Here is a 25,179-nt window from a genome sequence, read left to right on the forward strand (position 1 = left end):
ACATTACAACTCCTCGCGATTAGAGTAGTTTTTCTAAGGCATAAAAGGAGCTTCCGTTGGTCGCTCTTTTCTACCAAGAAAAACAAACTCAAATCACTCCGGGGTTTTCATTTCCATCAGGGCTAAAAAAAATGAAACATTTAATCACCATAATAGGACCTACAGCTATTGGCAAAACCGCTTTGAGCATTCAACTTGCACAGCATTATAATTGCGAAATTATTTCGTGCGACAGCAGACAATTTTTCAAAGAAATGACCATAGGCACAGCCGTACCTAACAACGAAGAATTAAAAGCAGCCAAACATCATTTTATACAAAACAAATCCATATTTGAGAATTATACCGTTGGAGATTATGAAAAAGAAGCGCTTTCTAAAATCAACGAATTGTTTCAAACCAATGATTATGTGATATTAATTGGAGGTTCTGGCTTATATGTAGATGCCGTTTTAAAAGGTTTTGATGCTTTTCCAGACATAGACCCAAGCGTAAGAGCCACAATTCAATCCCAATATGAGACTGACGGAATAATCTATTTACAAAATCAACTCAAGACGTTAGACCCTGTTTATTATGAAAAAATAAACAATGAAAATCCTCAAACGCTACTCAATCCACAACGAATGATGCGCTTTGTAGAAGTTTGTGTTGGTACAGAAAAACCCTATTCTTCATTTTTAAATCAACAAAAAAACAATAGAAATTTTAACCCAATTCTCATAGGTCTCGAAGCAGAAAGAGCGATCATCTACGACAGAATTAATCTAAGAGTAGATATAATGATACAACAGGGATTGGTAGAAGAAGCTCAAAATTTACACCCTCACAAATCGTTGAACGCTTTACAAACTGTAGGGTATCGTGAACTATTTAGTCATTTTGATGGTGAATGGGATTTACCCTTTGCTATCGAAGAAATAAAAAAGAACACTCGACGTTTTTCAAAAAGACAGCTCACTTGGTTTAAACGAAAAGAAAATACTCAATGGTTTGATTATTCATCAGATATAAAAAAAATTATAAAATATATTGATTCAAAAATAACATAACGCGAAAAATCCCTAATGTTAGCCCTTTAGCCCCGACAGAAGGGATAAACCTTGTACGCCGGGGTTCGGTGGACAAGTTTAGGAATGATGGCGGGTACTATGTTTACTGAAAATACCTGATGATTCGCTCCTAATTTTTACAAATATTATTTATTTACAACTTAACACCTTTTTTTAAATGCCTATATCTCCAAATTTTACTTCGATTCTTTCTAAAGAATGGGACATCAATTTTACACAATGCGCACCCAATGGCTTTTTGAAATATACAGAATTATGCAATTTGTTGCAACTAACCGCAGCGGCACACTCTGAACTTGGAGGCATCAGCTTTGCTGATATGCAAGAATTTCATCAAGCGTGGGTATTGAGTAGAATGCGCGTAGAAATTGAGGCTTTACCAAAATGGGGCGACACGGTTACGGTGACCACTTGGATTAACTCTTTGGAAAACTCACGTTCGGTAAGAGCCTTGGAAATACATGTAAATGGAAAAAAAATAGTGGGTTCTGAGACATTTTGGGCGGTTTTTAACACCCAAAAACGTCGTCCTGAAGCTTTGGCCTTACCTTATGAACATTTTGAATTGTATCCTGACAAAAAAGCTACAGCAACCACTTTCTCAAAAATAGATATTCATCATGAAAAAGAGATTTTGTTTGAGAAAACGGTTTGTCTCTCGGATTTAGACATAGTCAATCATGCCAATAATGTCAAATATTTTGAATGGTGCTTGGATTTGGTTGACCCAAAACTATTGCTGAAACAAAAATTGGATAGTTTTGAAATGAATTTTTTAAAAGAGTTATCACTAAATGACACCGTTCAAATTCATGAAAATATAGAAAAGGAAGCCACTATTTTCTCCATTACAAAGGAAGACAAAACCTGTTTTGCCCTGCAACTACATTTTATATAAAACAAAAAAGCTTCGAAAATTTCGAAGCTTTTTTGTTTTTATGCTGTGGTACTGCTTTTTACTACTAGCCTAAATCCTTCACCGTGAATGTTTAAGATTTCTACATCTTCGTCTGGTTTTAGGTATTTTCTCAATTTTGCGATGTAAACATCCATACTTCTTGAGGTAAAATAGTTGTCATCTCTCCAAATCTTAGTTAATGCTAATTCTCTTGGCATTAAGTCATTTTCATGTAGAATTAACATTTTAAGCAATTCGTTTTCTTTTGGAGATAATTTGATTGGTTCCTCATTTTGGAACGTTAAAAATCTCAATTTAGAGTTCAAATGAAACTTACCAATATTGAATTCAAACTGCACTTGATCCGTTTTCACTTCAGAAGATTTTCTTTGAATGATGGCTTTGATTTTCATCAGCAACACTTCAGAATCAAAAGGTTTGTTAAGATAATCATCCGCACCTGCTTTGTAGCCTTTCATTACATCTTCTTTCATCGTTTTTGCGGTTAAGAAAATAATTGGCACTTCACTGTTTTTCTCTCTGATTTCTTTGGCTAGCGTATATCCGTCTTTGTAAGGCATCATTACATCTAAGATACAAAGATCATAATTGTCTTTCTTAAATTTCTCAAAACCTTCCATTCCGTTTTTGGCTAAAACAACTTCAAAGTCGTTTAACATCAAATAATCTTTTAAAACCGCTCCAAAATTCAAATCGTCTTCTACAAGTAGAATTTTTTTATTTACATTTTCCATTAGCTAATTTATTAGTGGTATTTTAATGATAAAGGTACTTCCTTTACCCTTTTCGCTTTCTACATAAACTTGACCATTATGGTCTTCAACAATTTGTTTTACATAAGCTAAACCAAGACCATGTCCTTTAACATTATGTAAATCTCCTGTGTGTTCTCTATAAAACTTTTCGAACACTCTTTTTTGAGCTACCTTGCTCATTCCTAAACCATTATCCTTTACCTTAATCAAAAGCATGTCTTTGATGTTTTCAGTAAAGATTTCAATTTTTGGAACACCAGGTGTGTATTTTATGGCATTTTCTAAAATGTTTACAATTACATTAGTAAAATGAAAATCATTCAATAAAACCGTTGTTCTTGTAGCATCAAAATGCAAATCAATGGCTCCTCCTCTATCCTCAAGAATCAAATTCACGTGCTCTATTGCATCTTCTATAACCTCTTGAGCATCGATAGATTCTTTAATTATATCTAATTCTTTCTTTTCTAATTTTGAAATTCTAAGCACATTTTCAACTTGTGCGTGCATTCTTTTATTTTCCTCTCGAATCATTTCGAGATACTTAAAGACTTTATCTTTATCTTCTATAATCCTTGGATTCCTTATCGCATCTAAAGCTAAATTTATGGTAGCAATAGGTGTTTTGAACTCATGAGTCATATTGTTGATAAAATCCGTTTTAATCTCAGAAATCTGGCGTTGTCTAATCAACTGATTCAAAGCAGAGGTATAGGCGATCAAAATAATCAACGTAAATATGATAGACAAAACCGTTATACTCACTAATTCTGACAATAAAAACTTCTTTTTATTGGGAAAAGTAACCAATAGTTTATACTTTTCAATACCTTCATTATCAGTAAAAATAGGTGTTGAATAAGTGGCATCTTTATCGTAGCTGAAATTATCCGAACGTATTTTTGTTGCTAATCCATTACTGTAAACCCCAAACTCAAAATGAGTATTAACACCATTTTCATCTAATTCTTTTTTTATCAATTTGTAAAGAACGTCATTGGATACTCTTTCTTGTATTGGCATAGCCGAAGCTATATCTTTGTATGAAATCTCAAACTGAGCATTATCAAGAATATCTAAATTTCCAGATTTTTCTATTTTTACATCAGGTATTAAACTTTTCTGATACCCTGAATTGTCAATACTATTGTTATTGTAAATTTCAGTAGTCCTCTTGGAGTTAAAATTTTTAAATTTTAAATCATCTTTTTTTCCATTTGAGAACGACGGATTTATTTTATAATCTTCAGAGATAATACTATTGGAATAAACAATGGTTTTATTGGTTTTCTTATTTTTTTGAACCAAAGTGAATTCCATTATATCCTCTCGTTGTGGAATTCTTCCTGTACTATCTTTTAGTTTATTATATCTATCATAAAAGTTATAAGCCTCCTGTTTTTCTAATTTTTCAGCAACATTTCCTATAACTTGTTTTACATGAAATTTGAATTGTTCATCATTATTGTTAAAAGAGGAATTAAACCAATAAACCTGCACAAGAATTATACCAATAAGGGATAGACTCATTAACAACACCAATAATCTAAAAAAAATTCTATTCATGCCACAAAATTAACATTTTAACAATATAATAAATAATGCATTAACCAAATATTAACATTATATCCTCAAATTGTTTTTTTTATAAAATTTTAAGAATTTTAACAATTTGTGCTTTTGTTTCATTAAAATCAGTGTTTTCGATAACAAAATCACTTTTTTCAATACGTTTAGCGTCTGTCCATTGCGAATTTATCCGTTGAAGCACTTGCTCTTTTGTAGTAGAATCTCTTCCTATCACCCGCTCTATTCTAATAGCAACAGGTGCAGTAACAGTGATAATTTTATCACATTTTTGATCACCACCACTCTCAAATAGAATAGCAGATTCGTAAATTATAAAGGGAGACTGTTGATAATTAGACAACCAAGTTTTGAAATGTTGGGCTACTGCAGGATGCACAATAGCATTGAGTTGTTGCAGTTTTTCTGAATTTGTAAATACTATTGAAGCAAGTTTTTCTCGAATTAATATTCCTTTATCAAAAATCGTATCACCAAAAGTTTTTCTGATATCATAAAGAATTGCTTCAGATTGCATGACTTCTTTAGCCGCATCATCGGCGATATAAACAGGAACACCTAATTCTTTAAAATAATTAGCCACTGTGGTTTTTCCACTACCAATACCTCCTGTTAAACCGATAATTTTAGTCATTATACTTTAAAAAATAATTCAGGAAAGGCTTCTTGTGGTTTTTGCTTCAAAAGAATAACTTTAATGAAGGACAATAAAAAACCTGTTCCATATCCCCAAAATTGCTTCCAAACCGCCACCATAGAAAGATATCCAATTTTGAAATTCTTATTTTGAATTGAAGAAGTTATAAAAATTATGATAAAATAAAGAAAATACAATTGCAATAGGAAATCAAAATTTTGACTAAACAAATACATAAATACAGAGAAGCCCAACCCTAAAATAAAAAAACTCGGAAAAAAGAAAGTCAATTTATTGTGCTTTGGATACCAACTATTTAAAATGGGTCTTGCTTTCCCAAATTTATTAACCTGAATAGTAAATTTCTCCCAATCAATTCGACGTTTGTGATAAACGTATGCATTAGGAATTAATTTGGTTTCAAAACCTAACTCCCATAAACGAATGGATAAATCTGGATCTTCCCCTGGATGAATATCTCCAAATCCTTTAGAAATTTCGAAAGCTTTACGCGATAACCCCATATTAAAGCTGCGAGGTTGGAATTTTCCAATTTTCTCTGAACCGCCTCGAATTCCACCCGTGGTCAAAAAAGAAGTCATAGCAAAATTGATAGCTTTTTGAATATCTGAAAAGCTATCCAAAGCTTTATCGGGTCCACCAAAACAGTCTACATAATTTTCATTGAGAGAAATTTCAACTTCTGTTAAATAATTTGATGGAATGATACAATCTGAATCGAAAATGATAAAATAATTTCCCCTTGCTTTTTCCATACCGAAATTTCTTGAATCTCCAGGCCCTGAATTAGGTTTAAAATAGTATGAAATATTCAATTTATCTGCATACTTTTCTAGTACTTCTTGGCATTTGATCGTAGATCCATCTTCAACAATAACTATTTCGTATACATCATGATACTGCATTTGTGATAAACTCATCAAAAGTTCATCCACTTCATCCGGTCGGTTATATACTGGAATTATTAAAGAAAAAAACATAATAAAAAAAGTGGTATTAAAATTAACGCTGTTTTGAAATGAGTTACAAAGATACTATTTATTCAAACATTTCCATTATTTCCTGACTTACACCTACATTAGAAAAACCTCCGTCATGCATCAAATTCTGCAGGGTAACTTTTCGAGTCAAATCAGAAAACAATGTAATCGTATAATTAGCACAATCTAATGCAGAAGCATTTCCTAAAGGCGACATGTTTTCAGAATAAGTAATAAATCCTTTAAATCCTTTTACCCCATGACCTGCTTTGGTAGCCGTTGGAGATTGTGAAATGGTATTTACCCTAACTTTTGATTTTTTTCCAAAAAAGTAACCAAAACTTCTGGCAATAGACTCCAAAAAGGCTTTATTATCAGCCATATCATTATAATCTGGAAAAACGCGTTGTGCGGCCATATAGGACAACGCTACAATACTTCCCCACTCATTCATAGCATCTTTATGATATAGAACTTGAAGGACTTTATGAAAAGAAACCGCCGAAACATTCCAACCTTTTTCAGTAAAATCATAATTTTGATCAGTGTAATGGTTGCCTTTGCGTACATTTACCGACATACCAATCGAATGTAATACAAAATCTATTTTCCCTCCCAGAATTATCATAGCTTGATCCACCAAATATTCTAAATCAGAAACAGAAGTTGCATCCGCTGGAATCACTGTAGCACCTGTTTTCAATGCTAAGTCATCAATATTACCCATTCTTATGGAAGCAGGAGCATTAGTCAATACAAAAACACCTCCTTCTTCATGAATACGTTCTGCCGTCTTCCAAGCAATAGAATTCTCGTCTAAAGCTCCAAAAATAATTCCTTTTTTCCCTTTTAACAAATTGTACATAAGTTCAGATTTATGTATATAAAAAAACACCTTATTCTGTATTTTATTATAAATAAAAACAAAAATAAGGCGTTTTCAAGTTCTCTTTATTATTACACTATACTTGGTACATTTACCAATTCGTTAGCTTCTGCTTTATAATCTACACCATCAAATTCGAAACCAAACAGATTATAGAAATCATGACGGTATCCTGCTAAATCTCCAATTTCAGATAAATTTTCGGTAGTTGCTTCAGGCCACAACTTAGCCACTAATTCCTGAACATCTTCTCTCATTTCCCAATCGTCGACACGGATTCTGCCTTTGTCATCTGTAGCGATCCCATCGTTGTTATACAAACGCTCACTATACAAACGTTGAATTTGTTCTATACAACCTTCGTGAATTCCTTTTTCTTTCATGATTTTATACAACAAAGAAATATATAACGGAATTACAGGAATAGCAGAACTTGCTTGCGTTACCAATGCTTTATTTACAGAAACAAAGGCTTTTCCATTTATATCCTTCAAACTATCAGCAATTGTAAATGCAGTAGCTTCAAGATGATCTTTTGCACGACCTATGGTTCCTTTTCTATATACAGCTTCTGTCAATGAAGGTCCAATGTAAGAATAAGCAACAGTCATCGCTCCTTCAGCTAATAAATTCTCAGCTTTTAAAGCCTCGATCCACATCGACCAATCCTCTCCCCCCATAACGGCAACAGTATTTTCAATATCATCTCCTTCACAAGGTTGTATAGAAATCTCAGATACTTTGCCAGAATGAAAATCTACAGTTTTATTAGAATAAACGCCTCCGATAGGCTTTAAGGTAGATCTATGCAACACTCCTGTTTCAGGATGTTGACGAACAGGAGAAGCTAAACTATAAACTACCAAATCAACTTGACCTAAATCTTTTTTGATTAACTCTAACGTTTGTTGCTTCACTTCTTTTGAAAACGCATCACCGTTGATACTTTTGGCATACAAACCTGCTTTATGTGCTTCTTTTTCAAAAGCAGCAGAATTATACCAACCTGGTGAAGCAGTTTTACCTTCTGCAGCTGGCTTTTCGAAGAAAACACCAATTGTTGCAGCATTAGATCCAAAAGCACTCGTAATTCTTGAAGCTAAACCAAATCCCGTAGAAGCACCAATTACCAAAACTTTTTTAGCTCCAGCGATTGTTCCTTTTGATTTGATGTATTCGATTTGATTTTTCACATTTTGTTCGCATCCATCAGGGTGAGATGTCAAACAAATAAATCCTCTCATTCTTGGTTCTATAATCATAGTATTGAAATTTCTTTTTTTTGTAAAATAAAAAAGCTATTAATATTTTTTTGAACTGTTGTCTTTTTTGAGTCAACAAATATAGCCCATTTTTTTAGTTCAGCAAGGCTTTGGCGTGATTTAGGGCAGATTCAGAAACAACAGTTCCAGAGAGCATTTGAGCAATTTCAAGCACTCTTTCATCTTCGGTCAACAACTTCAATTCTGAGTTAGTCACCTCTCCCACTATGCTTTTAGCAACCTTAAAATGCGAATCTCCTTTGGCAGCAATTTGTGGCAAATGGGTAATCGCAAAAACTTGCATTGTTGTACTCATTTGTTTCATAATTTCTCCCATCCTAATAGCAATTTCACCGGAAACACCTGTGTCTATCTCATCAAAGATCAAAGTAGGCAATTTAGAATACTGTGCTAAAATAGCTTTCACAGCTAACATAATTCTTGACATTTCTCCACCTGAAGCTACTTTTTTAAGTAATCCAAATTCCCCTCCTTTATTCGCTGAAAATAAAAATTGTAATTCTTCTTTTCCATTAGAAAAATAAGTTGGCACTAATTTTAAATCTATTTTAAAACGCACATTGGGCATTCCTAACTTTTCCAAAATCTGAATTATTTTATCAGTCAAAACAGGAATTGCTTGTACTCTTTTCTCATGAATTACTTGTGCTAAAGCATCTAATTCTCCTTCATTTTTAGTAATAAGCTCATTCAGCTTTTCAATTTCAGATTCGAGATTACTAATAGACACTAAAGACTGATCTAACTCATTTTGAATCCCCAATAATTCGGAAACAGTTTTAACCTGATGCTTTTTTTGTAAGGTATAAATCAACTGTAACTTTTGATTCGTATAATCTAATTTTTCAGGATCACTCAACACCATTTCGGAATGTTGGTTTAATTCTGTACAAATATCATCAAATTCAATGATCACGCTATTTATTCGCTCTAACAACTCTTGGTACTTTGCACTAAAAGGAGTAATACGTTGAAAAGTGTTTTTAATTTCTTTCAAATGATGCAATAGCCCAATTTCCTCCTCGTTTGCAATGGCTAGCGATTTGTCAATTGCCTCTTTTATGATCTCCACATTATTAAGTCGCTCAAAATCCTCTTCCAATTGTTCTTGGTCCCCATCCATAAGTTTGGCAGACCACAATTCTTCTAGTAAAAAAGTATGGTACTCTTGTTCTTTAAGAGATTCGCTTTGCTTTTTTTGTAGGGAAGCCAATTGAGATTTATTCGATCTAAATTCCTTTAATATTTCCTGATAAGCCCCAAGATCATTCTTATTATTAGCAATTGCATCGATAATCTTGAATTGCACATCCTCTTCTGACAATTCTTGTGTTTGTTGTTGCGAGTGAATATCAATTAAAAAAAGACTTAAAGCTTGTAATTCTTGAAGATTTACTGGACTATCATTAATAAAAGCTCTAGATTTTCCGGTAGGCAAAATTTCTCTACGAATGATGGTTTCTGCTTCGTAATCTAAATCATTCGCCTCAAAAAAAGGCAATAAGTTGTATTTTGAAATATTAAATTGAGCCTCAATAACACATTTTTCATCCGTATTTTTCAATGAAGACAAATCGGCTCTTTTACCTAAAACTAATCCTAGTGCTCCTAAAATAATGGATTTACCTGCTCCAGTTTCACCTGTAATGATAGATAATCCATTAGTAAAATCAATCGCTAGTTGATCTATTAAAGCAAAATTTTTTATAGAAAGTGAGGTTATCATTAAAATAAGTTTTGAATAAAGCTACTAATATACGGCAAAAATATTAGGTTTTATTAGTATTTAATTTGACTCCATTTACTAGAATTCATGGGAGAGATTTTATTTAATGTTTCTACTAAATCAGAAATAGTAATACTAGGCCCCCCAGAAAAAATTAACGCTATTTCATCAGCTTTGGCATCAAAAAACACTCGAGTCAAAAAAGCATTAGGTCGAGTTTGATTCAATTTTGATAAATTTAAAATAGCTGTTTTTATTTTTTCTTTAGCCGTTTTTAAATCTGTACTCATCAAATCTAAACCTTGATGATAATCCACTAAGGCTTGGCGGTAAGGTGCAAACGTAGACGACAACAAATCGTTTGTTAAGAAAAATCTATTTTGAACGCCATCTGCTTGACTCCAGCCTTTGTAACCACCTTGTTGTGCTACATTTAAGATATTTTGAGCCGTTTCAAAGTATGTATTCCCTCCAAACGATTCAAAAGTATCCATATTTAAACCCAAAATAACATAACTATAATAAGCAATAACGGAAACCAAATTAGATTCAAAAACTGAAGGGTTGAAAATTAAATTTTCAAACTCAACATATCTGAAATTAAAATCTTTGTCATTATAGTTTAATACGGGTGAACTGTATGTTGAATTATAAATCAATCTAGAAGATTGTACCTGAATAGTCCCTGTAAATTGGTCTGAGTTAACCGCCGAAAGCGTAATAAACATAGAACATTTTATCTTCTCATTTTGTTTTAACGTCTGCCCAGTCCAATCCGTTTTGTTTACAAATTCATTTAAGGCTATTTCTAAATTTTTAATCAATTGCTGATTGGTATTCGTAACCTTTTGAGCATTAATAACTACAGAACAATTTAATTGCTGTGCAAACAAAAAAGTAGTATTAAACAAAATCAAGAAAAAGACCCCTATAAATCTATACATATTCAAAAGTATTGTTTGATTAAAAACGGCTATTAAATCGAAAAAGTATACTATTTTAAAACTCTTAAGTGTTTATTTAAAATGTTCACACACTTTATCTATGATATCGATAGCTACTGCAGTTTTAGATTTTAAATCCATAGGCTCTACAGTAAAATTCTTGTCAATAAAGGTAATCTTATTCGTGGATTTGCCAAAACCAGCCCCTTCGTCTTTTAAAGAATTCAAAACAATTAAATCTAAATTCTTTTTTTGAATTTTAATTTTGGCGTTTTCAATTTCATTTTCAGTTTCTAAAGCAAATCCTATTAAGAATTGATGTTGTTTGGAAGTACCTAAAGAAGCTAAAATATCTTGAGTCTTCTCTAATTCAATAACAAAATTTTCTGCTGCTTTTTTAATTTTCTGCTCAGCTACCATTTTTGGTCTGTAATCTGCAACGGCAGCCGCAGCAATTGCTACATCTACTTGATCATATAACTCATGACATTTAGCATACATTTCTTTGGCAGAAACCACAGGAAAAACACTAATCGAAGAATATAATGGCTTACAATGGGTTGGACCAGAAACGAGATAAACTTTAGCACCTAATTCTGCAGCTCTATTGGCAATATCAAAACCCATTTTCCCAGAAGAATGATTTCCTATGAAACGGACTGGATCAATTGCTTCATAAGTTGGTCCCGCAGTAATCAAAATAGACTTACCGTATAAAGGCAATTTCTTCTCTATATCTGCTTCCATAAAAGCAATAATATTCTCAGGTTCTGCCATACGTCCTTCTCCCGAAAGTCCACTTGCCAACTCCCCACTTTCAGCGGGAATCATTATATTACCAAATTGTTGTAACTTTTGAAAACTGATAAGCGTTGAAGGATGTTTATACATGTCCAAATCCATTGCTGGAGCAAAATAAACAGGACATTTAGACGAAAGATAAACCGCTAGGAGTAAATTATCACAAACGCCATTTGCCATTTTAGACATGGTATTAGCTGTAGCTGGAGCGACAAGCATTACATCGGCCCAAAGTCCCAACTCTACATGATTATTCCACAACTCTTTAGCTTCCTCTTGTGGAACTAAAGTATCGGCAATTTCTTTATCAAAAAAAGTAGAATAAACAGGATTTTTGGATAAAACAGACAAAGTCAATGGGGTAACAAAATCCTTAGAAGCAGGTGTCATAATCACTTGGACCTGTGCACCTGCTTTTATAAAAAGTCTTACTAAGGAAGCTGTTTTATAGGCAGCAATTCCACCAGATACACCTAGTAAAACCTTTTTGCCTTTTAAAACTGACATTAATTCTAATTATTTATTAGAATCTCTATGGTAGATTTTTCCATCTAACCACTCTTGCACTGCTAATGCGTGTGGTTTTGGTAATTTCTCATAAAATTTAGAAACTTCAATTTGTTCCTTATTTTCAAAAACTTCTTCAAGACTGTCATTATAAGTAGCAAACTCTTCTAATTTTTCAGTTAATTCTTTTTTAATTTCAGAATTGATTTGATTTGCTCTTTTAGCCATAATGGTTATTGCTTCATATACATTACCAGTTGGTTCTTCAATTACAGTTTTGTTATAGGTAATTGTATTTACTGGAGCATTCGTCTTCTTTAAATCCATGACTTTATTTATTTAATAAATTTTTGTAAATCGTTTTCAATTCTAGCCAACATGTCATCAGCTTTTTCTTTGTATTCAGTATCTGCCTTGTAACGTATTAAAGTAGCATGAGCTAATTTAGCCACTTGCAATCTTTCTTCCATCTTCTCTGGAACACTATTAATAGCCAGATGATAGGCAGAATCTAATTTATAATACAACGCCTTTTCTTTAAAAGGAGTTCCAGGATAATCTGCAATAAAATTATCTAAAGCTATTAAAGCGGACTTATAATCCATAATGGTATTGTATCCAATAGCATTTTCGTATACTTTTTTCTCTATCTTTTCGTTCAAAGTACGCATTGTCTTGTTTGCTTCTGGCAAATACTCTGAATTAGGATAATTATCAATGAATGCTTGAAGTTTCTCAATAGCTTTGAATGTATCTACCTGATCCAAGCTATATACCGGAGAAAGCATAGAATAACATTTTGCCCCTAAATAAGAAGCTTCTTGCGTTTTTTCACTTCTTGGATAATTAGAAGCAAAACTTTCGAATTGATATCCTGCCAAATAATATTGTTTTGTTTTATAATACGCTTGAGAATACATGTAAAACATTTTCTCTGCTTGAGGTTTCCCTCTGTAAGCTGGAGCTATTTGCTCAAAAAGTCGAATGGCTTTAGAATATTTCCCTGCATCGTATAGCTTTTCTGCTAATTCATACTTAACCCCAACATCTTCCGATTTTAATGCCTTTTGATATTCTCCGCAAGAACCTAAAGCTAGGGCAAGAATTAATAATGCAACTATTTTCTTCATTTATTTTACTTTTATTACAATTTAGCACCAAATAGTTATAAATCAAACTCAACTTTGGGTGGCAAATTTAGTTATTAATTTAGCGACTACAAAATATATTTTTATTTAAAAAAAAGCCTACTTTTTTGTATATTATTTTAGAACTTTTTTACAAAATCATAAATTCTTTTCGAAAGCGAATCATCAACTGATACTAGTGGCAAACGCACCACGTTTTCAGCAATTCCAAGGAACTTAAAGACTTCTTTTATTCCAGCTGGATTTCCTTGTTCAAAAATCATATCAATACTATCTGCAATTTTGTATTGAATTTCGAAAGCGGCATCCACTTTTTTATTCAATCCAAGACGAATCATTTCTGAAAACTCTTTTGGAAAACCTTGACCAATTACTGAAATTACGCCTGCTCCACCCGCCAAAACCATAGGTAAAGCAATCATATCATCCCCAGAAATCACCAAAAAATCTTTGGGCTTGTGCTGAATAATCTTCATCGCTTGAACCAAATCTCCAGCTGCTTCTTTTATTCCAACAATATTTGTAAAATCATTGGCTAGACGAAGAACGGTTGACGGCAACATATTACTTGAAGTCCTCCCTGGCACATTGTATAATATAACTGGAATTGGAGAAGCTTCTGCTATCACTTTAAAATGTTGATAAATTCCCTCTTGAGTAGGTTTATTGTAATAAGGCGAAACCGATAAAATAGCATCAAAAGCAGATAAATCTCTTGTTTGCAATTCAGCAACAACCTCCATCGTATTATTGCCTCCAACACCTAAAACTAGTGGTAGTCTTCCATCATTCGTCTCAACTACAGTTGCAATAACCAATTCTTTTTCTTCAGCGCTAAGGGTAGCATTCTCAGCAGTTGTCCCCATTACAACCAAATATTCTATCCCATTCTCTATTGAAAAGTGCACTATGCTTTTTAACGTCTCTACATCTACTGAAAAATCTGATTTGAATGGTGTAACTAATGCAACACCTGTGCCTATTAATGCTTGCATAATGGTATTAAATTTTATTAAATAATTGTAAAACTCGAACAAATTCTTGTACGAATTCTTTATAATTCATGGTTTGAGTATTAATCAATATATGATTTAAACGCTTGTCTACTGAAAAAAAACCAACTTTGAAAGAGGCTTTAGATTGAGAAGTAATCCATTGCAAGAATCCATTATTTGTATCGTAATAACTCAACAATACATCAAAAGGATGCTTTACAAAATCTAACAATAAGGCTTCTTGAATTTGAAAACTCCAATTGATGTGTTCCCAACCAAAAGTGGGATACTCATTCAGTTCTTTTACTTTAAAAGGATCTCTAAAAACAACAATTGAAATATTTTTTTCTAAAAAATTATGCTCAATTAACGCTTCTTTTAATGCTAATGTTTGTAAAAAAGAACGCTCATCTACAAGAATTCCAATAGTTTGAACTTTATTATTCGATGGAATCACTTCAGCATTTGACAAGCTGTTTTTTAATTTCTTTTTTAAGAAATAATCTTTAAAATAATTGAAAAACATACTACTTTTACTGAGGTTCAAAATTAATTAATAAAGTTGCATTACAAATGGTAAATTTAAAAAAGTATAATGGTGTTTTAAAACTTTTTGTTATATTCTTAACATTTTTTTTAATTCTTTCCTGCGCATCCTCTCCTTACACCTTGACAAAAATAGAAGGAAAACGTGTTCCAATAACCAACACCTACACTACTAATCCTGAAATAGATAAATACATTGCCCCCTACAGAGAAAATATAGACAAAGATTTAAATTCTGTTTTAGCTTTCAGCCCCGAAACATTGGACAAAAGCACTGGAAAATGGCAATCCACATTAGGCAACTTAATGGCTGACGCCTGTGTAGCTCGAGGCAATACTATTTTGTATGCTCGCGAAAAAAAGAAAATAGATATTTGTATTCTAAATCATGGTGGTATTCGCGCTGCCTTACCTAAAGGTGATGTTACGCCTCGTACTGCTTTTCAGATTATGCCTTTCGAAAACAGCTTAGTAGTGATTGCTATGAACGGCGAAACAGTCATGGAAATGATTCGATATTTTATCAAAATTCAAAAAGCACAACCCCTTTCTGGTTTAACTTTTACTATCGATAAAAACAACCAGCCGAAAGACATCAAAATACAAGGAAACCCTATCGAAATCTCAAAAGTGTATTATGTTGCCACTAATGATTACTTAGCTAATGGAGGAGATGACATGACTTTTTTTCAAAAAGGAATACAAACGTATGACTTGAATTATAAATTACGTAATGTACTTATTGATTATTTCAAGGAAATCAAAACCATTCCAGTTTTAAAAGAGACTCGAATTACTGTAGAATAAGTTCAAAAAAAATCTATTAACAACAACAAAGCTTCTCAAAAGTTGTAAAGAAATATAAAATGAAAAGAAGAGATTTTATTCAAAAAACAGCCGCTGGCTCTGCCTTATTAGCATTACCAAGTTTGCCTCTAATGAGTTTTGCAAAGCCCGAAATAAAAAAAATAACAATCCTACATACCAATGACGTTCACAGTCATATTGATCCCTTTCCTGCAGATGATCCCAGAAATGCTAATATGGGAGGCGTATCCAGAAGAGCTGCCTTAATCGAATCAATACGTAAAGAAAACCCAAACGTTCTATTATTGGATGCTGGAGATGTGTTTCAAGGAACGCCGTATTTTAATTACTATGGAGGAGAATTAGAGCTAAAATTAATGAGTATGATGCAATATGATCTCGCTACATTAGGCAATCATGATTTCGACAACGGCATCGAGGGATTTTATTCCCAATTACCTCATGCTAATTTTGATTTCGTTTCAGCCAATTACGATTTTAAAAACACAGCCTTAGATACTCATATCAAGCCCTACAAAATCTTTCATAAAGACGGAATCAAAATTGGTGTTTTTGGATTAGGAATCGAATTGCAAGGCTTGGTAGATAAAAAAAACTACAAAGAAACGGTTTACCGCGATCCGATAGAAATTGCCCAAGATATGACTCGCATCTTAAAAAAAGAGGAGAAATGCGACTTGGTAATTTGTTTATCGCATCTTGGGTACGACTATAAGAAAAGTGACGAAAACAAAGTGTCTGATTTGAAATTGGCTCAAAAAACACAAGACATTGATTTGATTATTGGAGGCCACACCCACACTTTTTTAGACAAACCAACTGTTGTGAAAAACGCTGCAGGACAAGAAGTTTTAGTCAATCAAGTCGGTTGCTATGGTATTCACCTTGGAAGAATCGATTTCTATTTTGACAATAACAAACAAAATATCGCCAAAGGAAAAGCTATTGTGGTATAAAGACAACTATTTTCAATAGGTATCTAAAATTAAAAATAAAGCAAGATAACTTTTAGTAAGGCGGATTACTTTCATAATCCGCCTTATTTAATTGTCAACTTTTATAAATTCTTCTTTTTTGTTTCTCTCTAAAAAGTAATGCATCATTAGATAATACCCCAAAACTTGCGACAGATTTCCTCCAATTCTTAGAAAAGCAAGCTTTATAAAATAATTGTTTAGCAGCAACGACAAATCTGAAATAAAAACACTAAGACCAAAAAGCACTAAATACAAGCTACTCTTTTGATGGGTTTTTACAAAATTAGCAAATGACAAAATAAACATGACAACGAAAACTATACTGTAAATAATATACAAAATAAAATTCACATCGGTATTTTTCAAATCTAAAGACAAGATAATGTATGCAAGAGCCCCCAATAGTCCCATCAACACCACAAGCTTAAAAAACTCGGCTTGGCTCCATTCTTTTTCCTTGACATCCAACCACGATAATCCCAAGAAAATTAAATTTATACATAAAAAAAGGACAATTGGAATAGTTTCGGTATACGACTTAACATAGAGATAATAGGTTTCTCCAAAAAAAGATAGTAAAAGTATGGTTGCAACGACCGGACTAAACTTTGAATCTTGAACAAAAAAAATGAGTGCTACTACCAGAACAATTACGCCTTTTAAATAGAGTATAATCTCGCCCAAGCGAAATATACTCAATACCCCCACCATAAAACACAAAACAAAATATAGTACAACTAATAACCTATCAATCTTCATAAAGCATCTTTTTAAAATTTTCCTCCGACAAAATCAGTATACCCAATTTGGTTGCTTTTTCTAATTTAGTAGGCCCCATATTATCTCCCGCTACCACATAATTGGTTTTGGACGAAATTGAACTTCCTACTTTCCCGCCATTGTCTTCAATTGCTTTCTTTAAATCATCTCTAGAAAATTCTTCAAAAACACCAGAAACTACAAAGGTTTTTCCTAAGAACTTAGTTGTCGCATTAGGATTCACTTTTTCAACAATTTCCATTTGAACACCCTGCAATCTTAATCGCTCAATAATCGCTCTATTTTCTTCATTTGCAAAAAATTCGATTACGCTTTTGGCAATACGTTCTCCTATTTCATCCACCAAAATCAAATCTTCAAGAGTAGCTTGCTCTAAAGCCGAAATTGTTTTGTAATGCTTGGCCAATTTTTTAGCAACCGTTTCACCTACAAAGCGAATTCCCAAAGCAAACAAAACACTTTCAAAAGGAATTTCCTTTGATTTCCCTACACCATTCACTAAATTCTCTGCAGATTTCTGAGCCATTCTTTCCAGCGGCAACACTTTCTCCACTGTCAAATCATATAAATCTGCATAATTATGAACCAAACCGTTATTGTATAATAAAGCAACTGTTTCTCCTCCTAAACCTTCAATATCCATTGCCTTACGAGAAATAAAATGCTGAATTCTACCTATGATTTGAGGGGGACAACCATAAAAATTAGGGCAATAATGATTGGCTTCCCCTTCAGAGCGCACCAAAGCCATTTGGCATTCAGGGCAATTTGTAATATAATGCGTTACTTCAGACTGTTCAGGACGCTTTTCGAAGTCAACAGCAATGATTTTTGGAATTATCTCTCCACCTTTTTCTACAAAAACCGTATCTCCAATTCGGATATCCAATTTTTCTATCTGATCAGCATTATGCAAGGAAGCGCGTTTCACAACAGTTCCTGCCAATTGTACTGGCTCTAAATTAGCAACTGGGGTAATAGCACCTGTACGCCCCACCTGATAGGAAATCGAATTCAATCGGGTACTAACTCGTTCTGACTTGAATTTATAGGCAATGGCCCAACGAGGAGATTTTGCAGTATATCCTAACTCGTCTTGATAAGACAACGCATTCGCTTTGATCACTACACCATCCGTTTCATAAGGAAGCTCATGACGATGGGTATCCCAATAGGTTATAAACTCAAAAACTTCGTCTATATTTTTAGCTAGTTTAGCTTCATTTGGCACCTTGAATCCCCAATCTCTAGCAGCTTGAAGTCCTTCAAAATGTGATTGAAAAGGCAAATTATTTCCAACTAACGAATAGAGTAAACAGTCCAATGGGCGTTTTGCAACCTCCGCACTATCTTGTAACTTCAAACTTCCAGAAGCAGTATTTCTTGGATTAGAATAAGGTGTCTCCCCGATTTCAATCAACTCCTCATTCATTTTTTCAAAACCAGCAAAAGGCAAAATAATTTCGCCACGAATGGCAAAATGAAGAGGATAATTGCCTTTCAATTGCAAAGGAATCGATTTAATGGTTTTGATGTTATTCGTTACCTCGTCACCTTGAAAACCATCACCACGCGTAACTGCTCGAGCCAACTTTCCGTTTTCATACGTAATACTAATAGAAGCACCGTCATATTTCAATTCGCAAGTATATTCGATAGGAACATTACCTAAAACTTTCTGAATACGAGTTTCCCAGTCCACTACATCTTCTTTAGAATACGAATTATCCAAAGAATACATACGATAATCATGAACCACAGTTTGAAAGTTTTTAGTGATTGCACCACCCACTCTTTGAGTTGGAGAATTGACATCGAAAAACTCCGGATGCGCAGCTTCTAACGTTTGAAGTTCTTTTAATTTTTGGTCAAATTCGAAATCCGAAATTTGAGGTTGATCTAACACGTAGTAGTTATAATTGTGTTGGTCTAATTCGGAGCGCAACTGCTGAATCGTATCTTGAATATTCATGAAATAAAAATAGCTATTTTAGTTTTTCAAATAAGGTACTAAAATAGCCAATTTATACTTTATAAAATAGTTTTACGATTCTATAATTGAATTTATTTGGTTAAATAATTGACCATCACTTAGAAAAGCGCCTTGCTGAATTAATTGAAATAAAGAATAATTTCGTTCCTCAGTAAATACTTTTTTACCCACTTTCATCTCGATGGTTTCGGTAAACATATTATCAGAAAGCCATTGTAGTCCTTCCTTAGTCAAAAAATCAACTTCAGGAACCAATGATTTCAGAACAATTGATTTCACTTCTGTATCAAAGCATTGAAATAAGAAAATATGATTTTTAGAAAAATGTTCTAAAAACTGTGCTTTGGTCAATACGCCTTCCCATATTAAATCTGAAAAAACATCCAATTCTTGTTCAGCCACTTCTGGCTTTTCCTTTTTAATGATATCCCATTCCGCTTTATCGATAGATTGCGTTGCTAAAAAAGTAGTAAACTCTTGATGTAATTCTTCAAACTGTTCTTTAGTTAATCTTGTATATTTCATTTTAATAAAATTTAAACAAAAAAGCTATTGTTTATTTAATACTTTCTAAAAATAAAAAATCCCGATTTCGTTCAAAAAACGTATCGGGACTTTAAAAATTGTAAATCTGAAATTATGCTTTCTCAGGAACGATTTCGTAAGGTATTTCAACAATTACATCTCTGTGTAAACGGATAGATGCACTGTATTTTCCAATACGTTTTACGATACCACTTGTGATGAATTTACGGTCAATTTCTTGACCTGCATTAGCTAAAGCAGCAGCAATGTCTATGTTTGTAATAGAACCGAATAATTTTTCACCACCTGCTTTTGCAGCAATTTTAATTTCTAATGCTTTCAATGCTTCAGCAGTAGCTTTAGCATCAGCAACGATTTTAGCTTCTTTGTGAGCTCTTTGTTTTAGGTTCTCAGCCAATACTTTCTTTGCAGAAGCAGTTGCCAAGTGAGCAAATCCTTGAGGAATTAAATAGTTACGACCATAACCGTTTTTTACAGTTACGATATCATCTTTAAAACCTAAGTTTTGCACGTCTTTTCTTAAAATAAGTTCCATGTTGTTGTCCTTATATTGCAGAAGTTAGGTTTCATTTTACCGAAAACCAACAACTATTAATTAATTATTATTTTAGTAAATCAGCCACATATGGCATTAAAGCTAAGTGACGTGCTCTTTTCACAGCTACAGACACTTTTCTTTGGTATTTCAAAGAAGTACCAGTTAAACGACGAGGCAAAATTTTACCTTGCTCATTTACAAATTTCAATAAGAAATCAGCATCTTTATAATCCACATATTTGATACCTGATTTTTTGAAACGACAATACTTTTTAGTTTTGTTGATTTCTATATTCAAAGGCGTTAGATATCTGATATCCCCGTCTTTTTTTCCTGAAGCAGATTGTTGTAATGTTGCCATGATAATTAAGCTTTAGTAGATTTAAGTTTTGCTCTTCTTCTTTCAGCCCAAGAAATAGCATGTTTGTCAAGAGCAACAGTTAAGAAACGCATTACACGCTCGTCACGTCTAAATTCAGTTTCGAATGGAAGTAAAACTTCACCAGCTACTTTGTACTCGAATAAATGGTAAAAACCACTTTTTTTGTTTTGAATTTCGTAGGCCATTTTTTTAAGACCCCAATCTTCTTTCGATACCATTTCAGCTCCTCTACTAGTAAGAAATTCTTCAAATTTGCTTACTGTTTCCTTTACCTGAACCTCAGATAAAACGGGATTTAAAATGAAAACAGTTTCATAATGATTCATAAATAATTTATTTATTTGTTAATTTGGGTGCAAAAGTAGTCTTTTTATTTGATTACACAAATGTATTTTTGAAATAATCGACAAAGTGCAAAATTTATGTTAGCAAATTTGTTTTACATAATAAAAAAAAATATATTTACCTAACCAAATTTTTTAAATAGCCTAATTATGAAACTAAACTGTGTTGTTGTTGATGATAGTTCCATCCAACGAATGATCATAGCTAAATTAGTTAATAATCATCAACACTTACACTTGATAGGCGATTTTTCAAATGCGATAGAGGCAAAAAACTGTATGTCAATCCATACAGTGGATTTGATTTTTCTTGACATTGAAATGCCTGTTATAAGTGGATTTGACTTTTTAGATGGATTAAAAATAAAACCCCAAATCATTTTCATCACTTCAAAAGCAGAATATGCGATGAAGGCGTTTGATTATGATGCAACTGATTACTTACAAAAACCTATAGCTCTTGAACGTTTTAATGCTTCTGTAAAAAGAGCTATTGACTTACACTTGTTAAGAACTGAAAACAAAGAAGAAGAGGGCGAGCATATCTTCATCAAGAGCAATTTAAAGAAACTTAAAATTTTTACATCAAAAATCAAATGGATTGAAGCGTATGGCGATTACGTAAGAGTAGTTACTGAAGAAGATAGCAACCTAGTACTTTCAACCATGAAATCCTTCGAGAATGATTTAAGTAAAGAAAAATTCATTCGTGTTCACAAATCCTACATCGTCAATATTGACAAAATAGATCGTTTCAATAGCAAATTTGCTGAAATTGGAGTTACCAAAATTCCATTAAGTCGCAATAAAAAAGAAGATCTTGTTAGAGCTTTATCTATACTCTAAATTCATTTGAATTAATAAAAATCCACGTTAGTACTCACTTTAATCGCTCTATACTGAGCAACAGCTTCAAAACTATTTAACACTTTTTGAATCATTTTTTTTGTTCCTCCGATAGGCTTGTCTTGAGGGATTTTAATCATGATGGTTCTAATGTATTCATTTCTAATTCTATTAACAGCAGGTTCCTCTGGACCCAAAACAGGCATAAACAACGACTGACTCATTACTTGATACAACCACATCGCACCTTCTTTGAGTTTATCAAAATCTCGATGTTTTAACGTTATTTTAATCAACCTATAATAAGGTGGGTATTTATAGATCTGTCTGTCATATAATTGTTCTTTATACATTCCTTCAAAATCATTTCTAGTAACTTGCTGAATGGTATTATGCAACGGATTATACGTTTGAATAATAACTTTTCCTTGCTTTTCAGCTCGCCCAGAACGACCAGCCACTTGTGTCATCATTTGAAAACTTCGTTCGAAAGCCCTGAAATCAGGATGATATAACATGTTGTCTGCATTCATAATTCCAACTAAGCTCACATTATCAAAATCCAAACCTTTAGCTAGCATTTGAGTACCTACCAAAATATCAATTTCTTGATTTTTAAAACTGTCTATTATTTTTTCAAAACCGTATTTTCCTCTGGTAGTATCTTGATCCATTCTCCCACATTTAGCATTTGGAAACAATGACAACAATTCGAGTTCTATTTGCTCCGTTCCAAAACCTTTTGTAGTCAAATCGATACTAGAACACGAATGACAATTGGTAGGTTTCCCAATTGCATACCCACAATAATGGCACCGTAACTGATTTTTAAATTTATGATAAGTCAAACTCACATCACATTGTGGACATTGAGGAATATGACCACAAGTCATACATTCAATCACAGGAGAAAAGCCTCTTCGATTTTGAAACAAAATCACTTGTTCACCTAATGACAAGGCAACACTTATTTCTTCAATTAAGGTATCACTAAAATGACCTTTCATTCGTTTACGGAAATATTTATCCTTCAAATCTACCAACTCTATAACAGGCATTTGACCATTACCAAATCGTTCTTTAAGCGTGACTAATCCGTATTTAGCAGTTTGGGCATTATAATAGGTCTCCAAACTTGGTGTCGCTGACCCCAAAAGCACTTTAGATTTATGAAAATTAGCCAAAACAATAGCTGCATCGCGAGCATGATAACGAGGAGCTGGATCGGTTTGTTTAAAAGTTTGCTCATGCTCTTCATCAATAATAATACCACCTAACTCTTGAAATGGAAGAAATAACGCCGAGCGAGCCCCAATCACAATCTGAGCTTTTCCGGAATTGTTCAAAACCTGCTGCCAGACTTCCACGCGTTCGTTGTTATTGTATTTTGAATGAAAAACCGCCACTTTGTCTCCAAAATGCAATCTCAAACGACTAACTAATTGAGTAGTTAAAGCTATTTCTGGCAATAAATACAATACTTGCTTTCCTTTGACTAGATATTCTTCTATCCATTTAATATAAATCTCGGTTTTCCCACTTGCGGTAACACCATGAAGCAAACATACCTCTTTTTGAGAAAATTGATTTTGAATAGCATCAAAAGCAGTTTGTTGTGAAGTACTCAATTTCAAACTTTTTGAAGAAACCGCTCCCGAATAGATTATGCGATCTTGTTGAATATAATACTCTTCAAACACAGCCTTATCAATCAAAGCTTTAACTGTTGCAGTAGTAACCTTTGCAGATTCTACTAACTTTTTGATAGGAATTGGCTTTTTCTCTGTGGCATTCAACTGAAAGTAATGAAGTACTATTTCTTTTTGCTTGTTGGCATTTTTCAATTGTTCCAACAAAGCTGTCAAACCGTCTTGGGAATTATATTGTGGATGCAAACGAACGTATCTAACAAGTTTTGGTTTATAGTTTTCAGATATTTCTTCTTGCAAAACCAATATGTTTTTATCTATCATTTTATGAATAATAGGAAAAACATTCTTTTTATTGAGTATAGCAATAATATCATTAATCTTAAGCGAACTTTGTTGTTGCAGTGCTTGAAATACTAGATACTCCTCATCAGAAAGTTGCATTTCATTTACAAAGGATGATGATTGAACAGTAACCACAGTTTCACTTTCCAAAAGCAAAGCGCTTGGCATTGCCCCGCGATAGAGTTCGCCAATACTACACATATAATAGGTAGCAATCCAAAACCAATGATCAATTTGTATTGAAGTCACAATAGGTTCGTGATCTAATATCTGATGGATTTCTTTCGCTTGATATAAAACAGGTTCGTTTTGATGAAGTTCGAGTGCAATAGCTGTATAAATTTTGCTTTTACCAAAAGGCACCGCCAAACGCATTCCTTTTTTTATGAAATGATATTCGGTTTCCGAGACTTGATAGGTAAAGGTTTTAGCTAAGGCTAATGGCAAAATTACTTCAACAAAAAACATGGGATACTTGGTTTTGTCAAGCGACAATTTTTGAATGGTTACTGTATTAGGCTAGGCACCAAAAATAATAAAAAAATACCCTTACTACTCTATTTCAAATTATAATCTGAACTTTGAGTGATAAGGGTATCTCTTATATGTAAAAAACTATTTTACTCTATGCCAGTATTGTGTTCTTCCGATTAAAGAAAAGCCAATATAGCCTCTTACTTTTAACTTATCTTTACCTTCAAGAGTAATGAAACATTTGTATTTCTTTCCTGTTACTGGATCTGTAATTGACCCTCCGTTGAATTCTTCGGCGTCTTTTTGAAGTCCTTTGACAATAACCATCCCTAAGACAGGTTTGTTTTTTTCGTCACCTGTACACTCTGTGCAAAGCTTGTCTTTTTTTTGTGGATCTAATATATCCAAAATTTTACCATAAATCTTTCCAGATTTTTCATAGACTTCTACAATAGATTTTGGTTTTCCAGTTTCGTCATCAATTGTTTTCCATTTACCAATTACTGATTGGCTACGAACGGTTGTTACTACTACAAAACACAAAACGCTTGCTACTAGAATGGTTTTTCTCATTTGTTATTAATTTCTTGGTTTTTTATTTTATTCTAGCCCTGATGGAAGCGGCATCCTTTCTTGGACTCGTTTTTAAGAGACCAAGAAAGATATAGC

At 33.1% G+C, this 25,179-nt stretch carries 26 protein-coding genes; 5 read left to right on the plus strand and 21 right to left on the minus strand.

Annotated elements, in window-relative coordinates; translation table 11 throughout:
* The first annotated feature begins 131 nt into the window (after positions 1–131).
* Positions 132–1,052 carry a tRNA (adenosine(37)-N6)-dimethylallyltransferase MiaA gene (miaA, locus tag WFZ86_RS09795; RefSeq protein WP_342691771.1) on the plus strand — a complete coding sequence of 307 codons (921 nt, stop codon included), beginning with the start codon at positions 132–134 and terminating at the stop codon, positions 1,050–1,052.
* Between the two features lie 178 nt (positions 1,053–1,230).
* Positions 1,231–1,971, plus strand: a complete 741-nt coding sequence (locus WFZ86_RS09800) for an acyl-[acyl-carrier-protein] thioesterase (protein WP_342691772.1) — start codon at positions 1,231–1,233, stop codon at positions 1,969–1,971.
* Positions 1,972–2,009: 38 nt separating this feature from the next.
* Here WFZ86_RS09800 and WFZ86_RS09805 read toward each other — a convergent pair whose 3' ends face one another.
* The 13 genes from WFZ86_RS09805 to WFZ86_RS09865 all read right to left on the minus strand — a co-directional run bounded on the left by WFZ86_RS09805 (position 2,010) and on the right by WFZ86_RS09865 (position 14,788).
* A complete protein-coding gene (locus WFZ86_RS09805; protein ID WP_342691773.1) occupies positions 2,010–2,726 on the minus strand; it encodes a response regulator transcription factor in 717 nt (238 codons plus the stop codon).
* A 3-nt stretch (positions 2,727–2,729) separates the two neighbouring features.
* The gene (locus WFZ86_RS09810) at positions 2,730–4,313 is read right to left on the minus strand and encodes a sensor histidine kinase (RefSeq protein WP_342691774.1); all 1,584 of its coding nucleotides are present in this window, start codon (positions 4,311–4,313) and stop codon (positions 2,730–2,732) included.
* A gap of 79 nt (positions 4,314–4,392) precedes the next feature.
* Positions 4,393–4,968 carry a dephospho-CoA kinase gene (coaE, locus tag WFZ86_RS09815; RefSeq protein WP_342691775.1) on the minus strand — a complete coding sequence of 192 codons (576 nt, stop codon included), beginning with the start codon at positions 4,966–4,968 and terminating at the stop codon, positions 4,393–4,395.
* Positions 4,968–5,972, minus strand: coding sequence for a glycosyltransferase family 2 protein (locus WFZ86_RS09820; protein ID WP_342691776.1), 1,005 nt, complete (start codon positions 5,970–5,972; stop codon positions 4,968–4,970). Before WFZ86_RS09820 ends, coaE begins: the two co-directional genes overlap by 1 nt.
* A gap of 58 nt (positions 5,973–6,030) precedes the next feature.
* Positions 6,031–6,837, minus strand: coding sequence for an enoyl-ACP reductase FabI (locus WFZ86_RS09825; protein ID WP_342691777.1), 807 nt, complete (start codon positions 6,835–6,837; stop codon positions 6,031–6,033).
* A 92-nt stretch (positions 6,838–6,929) separates the two neighbouring features.
* A complete protein-coding gene (gene fabV, locus WFZ86_RS09830; RefSeq protein WP_342691778.1) occupies positions 6,930–8,120 on the minus strand; it encodes an enoyl-ACP reductase FabV in 1,191 nt (396 codons plus the stop codon).
* 94 nt (positions 8,121–8,214) lie between these two features.
* On the minus strand, positions 8,215–9,867 hold the full coding sequence (recN, locus tag WFZ86_RS09835) for a DNA repair protein RecN (protein WP_342691779.1): 1,653 nt from the start codon (positions 9,865–9,867) through the stop codon (positions 8,215–8,217).
* Positions 9,868–9,920: 53 nt separating this feature from the next.
* Positions 9,921–10,811: a type IX secretion system protein PorD gene (gene porD, locus WFZ86_RS09840; protein WP_342691780.1), complete on the minus strand. Its 891-nt coding sequence runs from the start codon at positions 10,809–10,811 to the stop codon at positions 9,921–9,923.
* A gap of 72 nt (positions 10,812–10,883) precedes the next feature.
* Positions 10,884–12,119, minus strand: a complete 1,236-nt coding sequence (gene coaBC, locus WFZ86_RS09845) for a bifunctional phosphopantothenoylcysteine decarboxylase/phosphopantothenate--cysteine ligase CoaBC (RefSeq protein ID WP_342691781.1) — start codon at positions 12,117–12,119, stop codon at positions 10,884–10,886.
* Positions 12,120–12,128: 9 nt separating this feature from the next.
* Positions 12,129–12,446 carry a DNA-directed RNA polymerase subunit omega gene (locus tag WFZ86_RS09850; protein ID WP_026709525.1) on the minus strand — a complete coding sequence of 106 codons (318 nt, stop codon included), beginning with the start codon at positions 12,444–12,446 and terminating at the stop codon, positions 12,129–12,131.
* A gap of 8 nt (positions 12,447–12,454) precedes the next feature.
* Positions 12,455–13,249, minus strand: a complete 795-nt coding sequence (locus WFZ86_RS09855) for an outer membrane protein assembly factor BamD (RefSeq protein ID WP_342691782.1) — start codon at positions 13,247–13,249, stop codon at positions 12,455–12,457.
* A gap of 137 nt (positions 13,250–13,386) precedes the next feature.
* A complete protein-coding gene (gene dapA / locus WFZ86_RS09860; protein WP_342691783.1) occupies positions 13,387–14,262 on the minus strand; it encodes a 4-hydroxy-tetrahydrodipicolinate synthase in 876 nt (291 codons plus the stop codon).
* A gap of 7 nt (positions 14,263–14,269) precedes the next feature.
* Positions 14,270–14,788 (minus strand): DUF6913 domain-containing protein, encoded by a 519-nt coding sequence (locus tag WFZ86_RS09865; RefSeq protein WP_342691784.1) that lies wholly within the window; start codon positions 14,786–14,788, stop codon positions 14,270–14,272.
* Positions 14,789–14,835: 47 nt separating this feature from the next.
* Here WFZ86_RS09865 and WFZ86_RS09870 point away from each other — a divergent pair, with 47 nt between their 5' ends.
* Both WFZ86_RS09870 and WFZ86_RS09875 read left to right on the plus strand, forming a co-directional pair.
* On the plus strand, positions 14,836–15,615 hold the full coding sequence (locus tag WFZ86_RS09870) for a 5'-nucleotidase C-terminal domain-containing protein (protein WP_342691785.1): 780 nt from the start codon (positions 14,836–14,838) through the stop codon (positions 15,613–15,615).
* Positions 15,616–15,674: 59 nt separating this feature from the next.
* Positions 15,675–16,592: a bifunctional metallophosphatase/5'-nucleotidase gene (locus WFZ86_RS09875; protein WP_342691786.1), complete on the plus strand. Its 918-nt coding sequence runs from the start codon at positions 15,675–15,677 to the stop codon at positions 16,590–16,592.
* Positions 16,593–16,679: 87 nt separating this feature from the next.
* Here WFZ86_RS09875 and WFZ86_RS09880 read toward each other — a convergent pair whose 3' ends face one another.
* The 6 genes from WFZ86_RS09880 to rpsF all read right to left on the minus strand — a co-directional run bounded on the left by WFZ86_RS09880 (position 16,680) and on the right by rpsF (position 21,178).
* A complete protein-coding gene (locus tag WFZ86_RS09880; RefSeq protein WP_342691787.1) occupies positions 16,680–17,372 on the minus strand; it encodes a lysoplasmalogenase family protein in 693 nt (230 codons plus the stop codon).
* Complete coding sequence (gene ligA / locus WFZ86_RS09885) at positions 17,362–19,365, minus strand: NAD-dependent DNA ligase LigA (protein WP_342691788.1); 2,004 nt, start codon at positions 19,363–19,365, stop codon at positions 17,362–17,364. The genes WFZ86_RS09880 and ligA overlap by 11 nt, the downstream gene beginning before the upstream one ends.
* 72 nt (positions 19,366–19,437) lie before the next feature.
* Positions 19,438–19,911 (minus strand): DUF6495 family protein, encoded by a 474-nt coding sequence (locus WFZ86_RS09890; RefSeq protein ID WP_342691789.1) that lies wholly within the window; start codon positions 19,909–19,911, stop codon positions 19,438–19,440.
* A gap of 112 nt (positions 19,912–20,023) precedes the next feature.
* Positions 20,024–20,467: a 50S ribosomal protein L9 gene (gene rplI / locus WFZ86_RS09895; RefSeq protein ID WP_342691790.1), complete on the minus strand. Its 444-nt coding sequence runs from the start codon at positions 20,465–20,467 to the stop codon at positions 20,024–20,026.
* Positions 20,468–20,534: 67 nt separating this feature from the next.
* A complete protein-coding gene (rpsR, locus tag WFZ86_RS09900) occupies positions 20,535–20,831 on the minus strand; it encodes a 30S ribosomal protein S18 (RefSeq protein ID WP_159684738.1) in 297 nt (98 codons plus the stop codon).
* Positions 20,832–20,836: 5 nt separating this feature from the next.
* Positions 20,837–21,178, minus strand: coding sequence for a 30S ribosomal protein S6 (rpsF, locus tag WFZ86_RS09905; RefSeq protein WP_159684735.1), 342 nt, complete (start codon positions 21,176–21,178; stop codon positions 20,837–20,839).
* Positions 21,179–21,346: 168 nt separating this feature from the next.
* Between rpsF and WFZ86_RS09910 the strand changes: the two genes are divergently transcribed.
* Positions 21,347–22,042 carry a LytR/AlgR family response regulator transcription factor gene (locus WFZ86_RS09910; RefSeq protein ID WP_342691791.1) on the plus strand — a complete coding sequence of 232 codons (696 nt, stop codon included), beginning with the start codon at positions 21,347–21,349 and terminating at the stop codon, positions 22,040–22,042.
* An 11-nt stretch (positions 22,043–22,053) separates the two neighbouring features.
* Here the strand turns inward: WFZ86_RS09910 and priA are convergent, their stop codons facing one another.
* Both priA and WFZ86_RS09920 read right to left on the minus strand, forming a co-directional pair.
* Positions 22,054–24,504: a replication restart helicase PriA gene (gene priA / locus WFZ86_RS09915; RefSeq protein WP_342691792.1), complete on the minus strand. Its 2,451-nt coding sequence runs from the start codon at positions 24,502–24,504 to the stop codon at positions 22,054–22,056.
* A gap of 147 nt (positions 24,505–24,651) precedes the next feature.
* Entirely contained in the window at positions 24,652–25,083 is a 432-nt protein-coding gene (locus WFZ86_RS09920) for a DUF2147 domain-containing protein (RefSeq protein WP_342691793.1), read from the minus strand.
* Positions 25,084–25,179 lie beyond the last annotated feature (96 nt).

The organism is Flavobacterium polysaccharolyticum, from assembly GCF_038739875.1.
GTDB classification, from domain to species: Bacteria; Bacteroidota; Bacteroidia; order Flavobacteriales; family Flavobacteriaceae; genus Flavobacterium; species Flavobacterium polysaccharolyticum.